This window comes from Paenibacillus sp. P4_A7 (genome assembly GCF_056402455.1).
In genome coordinates this window covers 1-933 of sequence record NZ_JBFUHJ010000842.1, presented here as the reverse complement: position 1 = coordinate 933, position 933 = coordinate 1, and the positions used below count along the sequence as shown (strand labels likewise).

At 38.0% G+C, this 933-nt stretch carries 1 protein-coding gene and 1 pseudogene; both read left to right on the top strand.

The window, feature by feature from the left end; translation table 11 throughout:
- Positions 1–250 (top strand): annotated as a pseudogene (locus AC1DWN_RS34395) (MerR family transcriptional regulator); the annotation flags it as partial.
- A complete protein-coding gene (locus AC1DWN_RS34390; protein WP_477563291.1) occupies positions 237–758 on the top strand; it encodes a hypothetical protein in 522 nt (173 codons plus the stop codon). The pseudogene AC1DWN_RS34395 and the gene AC1DWN_RS34390, both read left to right, overlap by 14 nt.
- Positions 759–933: the final 175 nt, after the last annotated feature.

The following is a 933-nucleotide window of genomic DNA, read 5'->3' as shown; positions in this document are numbered from 1 at the left end:
ATCTAAAAGTGGGGAGACATTAGCCACTATTCAAGACAAATTAAACGGACTATCAATCGTTGATATTGAGAAGGTTGGCGAGAAACTTCCATTGTATCAGTCTGAACAGATGTTGAATCATGAAACACATATTATAAATAAGGACGTCATTATATCTTTGAGTTCTCAAACCTCTCCAGAACTTAAATCGAAAATAATCGAGGCAGTTTCACTATTAGTGAAAGGGGGAACAATCGATGATTTCCGTTAGAGGGGCAAAGTCAAAGTTAGAGTGCCAAGAAGGCATGAACCACCTTTGGGTCCGATTACAGCCGATTGGTGATGTTGAAAACGCCCGAATACAAATTATTCTCCCATTTGGGTTATTCCGAGGACGTAATTTGAACAATTTTTATGAGAATGAAGCTGGTGAGCTTATTATTTATGAACCTAATATCTCAGATGATTTCTTCATTGAAATTTACACACGAGAGCCGGTCAGTTGCGGAAGTAAAACTATTGTATTTATCTTGTCGTACAACGATAATAATGGAGACTTTAACAGGATGGAACATTTTGTTCCTATAGAAATTGTAGAAGAAGATGAAATGAACGACGTCTGTTTGGATGAAGAGGTTATAACAAGGGTTAAAGAACTTCAACTGTGTCATGAAGGAGGTAATACTCAAAATTTGAATGGGTACTCTGCTTCGAAAATCATACACATCGATCCCGAGAAGTGTTCTGATTTAGAGAAGAAGTATCGAATTGATGGATAGTTATTTTCAGCTCAAGGTGACGATATGTTTTACATTGAGCCAGGGGTTGAGCATACTTTTTATACAAACAGTGTCGATCCGATGGTGACTAAATCTGTTTATGATGATTTTTATTAGCGACCGATGTCCACTTTGAGGAAACAGCAGGAAATCCCAATGGTTCCGTGTGGGCGCC